This window comes from Citrobacter sp. C348 (genome assembly GCF_047467975.1).
GTDB lineage: Bacteria > Pseudomonadota > Gammaproteobacteria > Enterobacterales > Enterobacteriaceae > Citrobacter > Citrobacter gillenii.
The window spans coordinates 324949-331020 of record NZ_JASJUJ010000005.1 but is presented as its reverse complement, the minus strand read 5'-3'; the positions used below and the strand labels follow the sequence as shown (position 1 = coordinate 331020).

6 protein-coding genes are annotated in these 6072 nt (G+C 46.8%); all 6 read left to right on the top strand.

Translation table 11 applies throughout. The features are described 5' to 3' along the window. Positions 1-1235, top strand: a 1235-nt coding sequence (locus QNN86_RS12615; protein WP_414211199.1) for a site-specific integrase, incomplete at its 5' end; no start/stop codon positions are given. Further along, complete coding sequence (locus QNN86_RS12610) at positions 1228-1866, top strand: DUF4145 domain-containing protein (RefSeq protein ID WP_414211198.1); 639 nt, start codon at positions 1228-1230, stop codon at positions 1864-1866. The genes QNN86_RS12615 and QNN86_RS12610, both read left to right, overlap by 8 nt. Positions 1867-2493: 627 nt before the next feature. After that, positions 2494-3057: a hypothetical protein gene (locus tag QNN86_RS12605; RefSeq protein WP_063940919.1), complete on the top strand. Its 564-nt coding sequence runs from the start codon at positions 2494-2496 to the stop codon at positions 3055-3057. A 329-nt stretch (positions 3058-3386) separates the two neighbouring features. After that, positions 3387-3797, top strand: a complete 411-nt coding sequence (locus tag QNN86_RS12600) for a DUF6971 family protein (protein ID WP_130562374.1) — start codon at positions 3387-3389, stop codon at positions 3795-3797. Positions 3798-3898: 101 nt separating this feature from the next. Next, positions 3899-5020, top strand: a complete 1122-nt coding sequence (locus QNN86_RS12595) for a hypothetical protein (protein WP_016154339.1) — start codon at positions 3899-3901, stop codon at positions 5018-5020. A gap of 218 nt (positions 5021-5238) precedes the next feature. Continuing rightward, on the top strand, positions 5239-5529 hold the full coding sequence (locus QNN86_RS12590) for a hypothetical protein (protein WP_016154338.1): 291 nt from the start codon (positions 5239-5241) through the stop codon (positions 5527-5529). Positions 5530-6072 lie beyond the last annotated feature (543 nt).

Genomic DNA, 6072 nt, shown 5'->3' with positions numbered 1-6072 from the left:
ACCAGCATCGTTACATTCACGAGGCTTTGGGAGTGCTTAAGGCCTGTATGAAGCGTATCGATGCGGGAGACAGTCGGCCTCTGATAGATTACGTCGATCGTTTTGATGATATTGATCGGCAAGATGACCAAGCCTCTGTGTCCTTATCTGTTAGTGCTCCAGAAGTAAAACCAGAAGTCACGCCTAGCGTCACCGTAGCGTGCCTCTTTGAGCAATACGAAGCGGAGAACGCTCAGAACTGGAAGCCCGCCACCTTAAGGGAAAACAAAGCGTCACACGCTGCGTTAATCGAAATATTCGACCATCTGGGTCTCAATGCTGAAGCCAGTAGAGCAGACATGCTCAGAGTTCGTGATGTGCTCCAGCAGTTACCTAAGAACCGTAAGCAGCGCTTCAAGGATGCCTCATTGGCTGACCTGCTAAGCCGTGATGATAAGACTGATTGTCTGGATGTCGTTACCATCAATAATAAGTATCTCATCAAGATGGCGGCTGTCTTTAAGTGGGCTGTGCGTAATGACTTGATTAAAAAGAACATGACTGAGGGGTTGGAACTTAAGGTTCCCCAGCGTAAAGCCTCTGAGGCCCGTAACGCCTTCTCTACGGAGCAGGTGGGGCAACTACTGGTTGCCGCTAAGTCATACTCTCAGAAGACTTCTGGCAAACCTTATCACTACTACGTTACCGCTTTGGCTGCTATCACTGGGGCAAGGCTTAATGAAGTCGCACAACTTCAGGTCAAGGACGTTAGGACCACCGAGGCCGGGACCGTTTATATTCATATCAATGAGGATGACAGCAGCCTACCCGGTAAGAGTATCAAGAACGCTCACAGTGATCGCTGTGTGCCTCTGGTCGATGGTGCCTATGGTTTTGTATTGGCTGACTTTATGGCGCTTGTAGAGACCCGTAGAGGCTCTGGTGGTGATGACGCTATGGTCTTTGATGGTTTGCGCCTAATGAAGAACGGTTACGGTGAGCAGGTGAGTAAATGGTTTAACCGTACGCTGTTACCTAAGGTTGTAGCTGACCGTGACGGATTGGCGTTCCATTCGTTTAGACATACAGTTGCGACTCAGTTAAAACAACAAGGTGTCGAATTGGCGTATGCTCAGGCAGTCATGGGGCATAGCTCTGGGTCAATTACCTATGACCGATACGCTAAAGAGGTTGAAGTGGATAGATTAGTTAATGTGCTGGCTGATATTTATAAGGAGACTGGTATCAATGGCTGAGTATCATCCGGCTGTATTTAGGGCTGCGGCTTTCAATTGTCCTTATTGCAATGTTTACTCAAAGCATGAATGGCTCCCCTTAAAGGGGACTCGGGTGGGAATTGCTCTTGACCTATTTACTAAGATGTACGTTTCAGTGTGCCTGTGCTGCTCAGAGGAGGCTTATTGGTGTGATGAGCGGTTGATAATCCCGGCATCAACTGATGTCGAAATGCCCAGCCCTGACATGCCGGAGGACTGTAGGTCCGACTACATGGAGGCTAGAAGCATCGTCAATCTGTCTCCTAAAGGGGCCGCTGCGCTTCTCCGTCTGTGTCTTCAGAAGTTAATGGTCCACTTAGGCGAGCCGGGGAGCAACATTAACGCCGACATAAAGTCTCTCGTGGAGAAAGGATTACCTCCTCGCATTCAACAAGCAGCAGACATCTGTCGTATCGTAGGGAATCAGGCGGTCCATCCCGGAGAGATTAACCTTGATGATGACCCACAGTTAACGCATGGCCTCTTTAAGCTGTTGAATATCATTGTCGATGACCGAATCACAAGACCAAAAGAAATCGAGGCGATGTTCCAGAGTATGCCTGAGGGACCACGGCAGGGCATCGAAAATCGGGACAAAAAGAGCGCTTAGGGTTAACGACTCACTGTAGAGAGAGAGAAGGCCTCTGAGGAATCGACGATTAGCTCGTACTCATGCCTTAACTCTCATTCATACACTTATTGTGAAGTCAACAGAATTAATAACGACTCACTATAAGGAGAGAGAAGAGAAAAAGTTTTCCCTCTATGACAACTGCTACTTCAAGGTAGCTCTAACCGTAACTTATCGCATCCTTTCAGGGGCGGGATGACCAATTACAGACACCAAGCGTTCACTTAAAGTGAGTGCTTCCTGTGTGCTCTGGGTCAGTCGATAAGTGAATAGCCAATAATAGAAATCATATTAATTATGGTCTCTGGTCTACAGGGGCTAAACTTAAAGTTTACTTAAAGACCTTAATGTTATATTACTTGTTTACACAAGATAATAATAAGAACTTAAGGTATTACTTAAAGACCATTTAGAGTCATCCATTGATTTTGTCATTATTAATCCTTTAATAACTAATAGTGTCTCCGCAAGACACCTCTCCTATCAATCTCAAAGACATTCTAAATGTGCATCCTTTGTCCTGCTGGTCTCCCTATTGCTTGGGGACTTTGAGTAGGTCAGTAGGGTGCGGCTTAGGGTGCATATTTAAAATGAGGTAATCAAGCAATGAGTAATCGACATAAACATGCAGGCCATATTATCACTATTGAAAGTCACAGCTTCAAGGCCAATGAGTCAGGTATGTGGAATCTTACCGAAATATGGAAGGTCCTCAGCTTGCCTAACAATAAGTTACCTTCTCAGTGGCGCGGTAAAGTGACTAAGAGACTCACCGACATGCAAAAAATGCACGTCGAGAAGATTGGTATTGAAAGCATAACCTATGCAGACAAACAGGCTACCCTAAAGTATGCCGGATGGGTCTCCGAAGATTTTGAGGATATGGTCTACGCAGCCTTTGAGGCTATTCTTGAGATGCCGGAAGTTGCTGAGGCAGTCGCTAATAAGATGGTCGAACTTGGTTATCATGCTGAAGCTGAACTATTGGAACGCCATAAGGACGACTATCGAGAAGCGATGCAGACTCTTAACAAGATAGGTAAACGTGTTGACGGTAGAAAGCCTGAGCGTATCTACAGGGCTGTGCTTAGCGGTAACCTGACGAAACCCCAAGGTCTATCCATGATTCCCCGTAGTAGCGTCTGGTACGCCAGAGTGGTGAATATATGATAGCTATCGACCACGTCAAAATTGACTCTCAGACAATAGAGGGCCGTAAGGCGTTGCGACTGATGACAATCAATACAGCTTCCATTGTGTCCGCTCTGGGTCTACCACCTCTGGGTGAGCGTCCTGTCTATTCAAAGGCCGCCTTATGTCTCATGGCGGTAGCTGCTGGATTATCCCCTAAAGACTTTCATCATCGCCATCATTAATTAACACTACCTCAAATAACCTTTTGAACTGACCGAAATGCGGGGAGACACCGTAGGGATTATTACGCCCTGTGGTCGACCGATAAGTTCAATCAATTCAGACTTCAAAAGGAGATAAATATTATGCCTATTTCATATCGTAAATTAAATATCACTCTGAGTGCTGACAAAGAGACCGTGTTGGTATTCGGTCAGGAGCTATCTACAAAGTATTTCACTGAGATTGTCGTTACAACCATGCTCAATTCCACCGGGTCTGACATGGCTAAATCAAATCGTATTCTTAACGATATTCATGCCATTGGTCTTAATGCCTCTGATTACGGAAAGTATTCCCGCTGGTGGGCTGAAAGTAATGCACAGGAACGCCAAGAGGCTGAGCGTCGACGTAAAGAGGCTGAGGAACATCAAGAGCGTATGGCCGCTATTCATGCAACGCCAGCAGAGATTGCTAAAGCTGCCGCTGAACGTAGAGCACGCGACGAAGACCTGATTAAACGCTTCGGCAATAAAGGGGCCTCTTTCGGATACTAACTGATCACTTTCGGCGGCGCTGCTTGGATTCTGAGATAAGACCAAGGGTGTCGCCAACTACTTTCTACGTAGCGCACTTATATACTAAGGAGATATTTATCATGGCTATTATAAATCAAATTAACAAAGTAACCTCACTGGCTTCTCTGCGTCAGCCTCAGCGTGACAAAGATGGTCAAATTATAAAAGGGTCTGTATGGGGTACTGACACCTCACGCACTGACTATGTTCAGATGACCAACGGTCAAGACGCCCAAGTTCTCAACGTAGGCTTCACGGACCGCTCAGGTCGTCCGATGGCCTTCGGGAATGACTCACATGATTACGTTCAAGCGCTGGAGGACTCTTTGGACGAGACCTTCAACGATGGTGATTTCCGCACTGCTGTAATGGAGCATGTCTTCCCCTGTGAGTTTCGCCCATACGGCACTGACCCTACGCCTATTCGCCGTCAGGCTCTCCAGAATCGTACCGTCCGCTTTAAGCATAATGGTGCGTTTAACCCAGCTAAGGATGCTCCGTCTACTACAGCCATCACCGGGGCAAGTGTAACTGTCACCCCAGTGTTGAACCCTGAGACCAATAAGACTGGCATTCTGTGTTCTGCTGCTACTCATGTATCTGACTTCGATATGATGGGAGGGTGGACTGAAGGGGCGCTAATCCAGACTGTAGGCGATATGCAGGTCCAATACTGTCGTCAAATGTTTGCCGCTGTGGTCGATGTCCTGAAAGATACACCAGACCTACAAGTCATCGAAGCGGTCCCACTGAGTGGGAAACCCTCTGACCAAGCTGAGGACCTTCTGGACATCTTAGCGCTGAATCTTCCGGTCGAGTTGGGTAACACACTGCCTGACTATGCTGTATTGGTCCCTGAGAAACTAGAGGCAGTCTTGGACCGATCTGCTCAACGCGCAGGCCATGAAGATATTAGCGACCTGCTGGGCTGCACAGTATGCGGCTATGCGGGTGATGATACAGGTGTCTATCTCCTGCCTAAGCGGTTCGCTTCTATCTCTTTCAGGTCAACTAAAGGCGCTAAGACCGTGGATGTAAAAGTGACTCGTAATAGCAATACCGCTGGGTATGACCTTGAGTTAATCAGCGTGGTCGATGTGTTGGCTACCGGTTCCGTTAAGGTGAAAACTGGAGCATTCGACGTTGAGACAGACGCCTCTTTCCCGTTGGTCCATGCTATTCGTTTTACTGCCGTAGAGTAGCTATAAACCCTGAGTGAACATACGGAGGACCCCATGAACTTACAGGAGTTGTATGTGTTCGTCCTCTGCGTCCACTTGGTCTGCCAGATACTCTAAAGTGAGTGATAGATACTAGCGATCAATTTCAGTTTACCGATCGAGACAAACGATCATCAGTATGCCCGCATCCGGGCTATCCTTTAGACTCCGTTTTTATGGTTATTTAAAGGAATATCAACATGTTGAAAGGTATCGGGTCATTTATCGGGATGGCTTTACTATTACTGGCTGCTGGTTGTATGGCTGGTTACATCTATGGTGGGGTACAGTGGTCAACATATCGGGCGCTTGCTAGGGCAGTGAGTGCCTTTTGGTGGGCCTCCGGGGCTTTGTTCTTGCTGGGCATCGTGTACCGTATTGTCTTCAATAGATTATCGTCGGTTTGTGGCGTTCTCTTTACTGCCGCAATCGCCATTGCTCTGGTGCTAACTGGTCTTCACTTTGCGGTCGGTGGGGGCTGGTGGCACTAGCAGATGGTTCTTGTGCTTAAAATTCCTCACAAAAATCTCCGCAGGTATCTAATATATAAAGTTTAACGACTTCCCCCTGTAGCCCTCTCAAAGTTGTTCCCTGAGCAGTGGGGGCTACCATCTCTTGATGTTTAAACATTAGGACATTACAGCACTTCTCAGCTTGGTTCTATTCCTCCGAGGGGAACATTACGTTCATTCAGCCTTGACCAGAGATCACTCAATGTGTAACCATTACTGTAACCAAAAGGATTCATGATTCTTTATGAAACAAATGGTTAGTGAGTGATTGTCTTCGATGCTTCGATTCCCTTCGCCCGCTCCAACGCTTTTCTTTTGTTAGTAGTCTACTCAAAACCCTTCACAATGTTGCATGTGGATTTTTAATCGTGGCTAGCGAAATTAGCTGCATGATCGTTACGGCCGGCATTTGGCAATTCACTTCACATAATTTTTAACTGCACCGTAGAATATTGATTACTGCACAGCATCTGCAGTGATTTCTCTGAGTGAATATATAAAAAGGGTTAGCACTTAATCGAA

What these genes read in the sequence shown, in the direction of transcription:
- QNN86_RS12610 (WP_414211198.1), top strand. Translation starts at nt 1,228, where the DNA reads ATGGCTGAGTATCATCCGGCTGTATTTAGGGCTGCGGCTTTCAATTGT.
- QNN86_RS12605 (WP_063940919.1), top strand. Translation starts at nt 2,494, where the DNA reads ATGAGTAATCGACATAAACATGCAGGCCATATTATCACTATTGAAAGT.
- QNN86_RS12600 (WP_130562374.1), top strand. Translation starts at nt 3,387, where the DNA reads ATGCCTATTTCATATCGTAAATTAAATATCACTCTGAGTGCTGACAAA.
- QNN86_RS12595 (WP_016154339.1), top strand. Translation starts at nt 3,899, where the DNA reads ATGGCTATTATAAATCAAATTAACAAAGTAACCTCACTGGCTTCTCTG.
- QNN86_RS12590 (WP_016154338.1), top strand. Translation starts at nt 5,239, where the DNA reads ATGTTGAAAGGTATCGGGTCATTTATCGGGATGGCTTTACTATTACTG.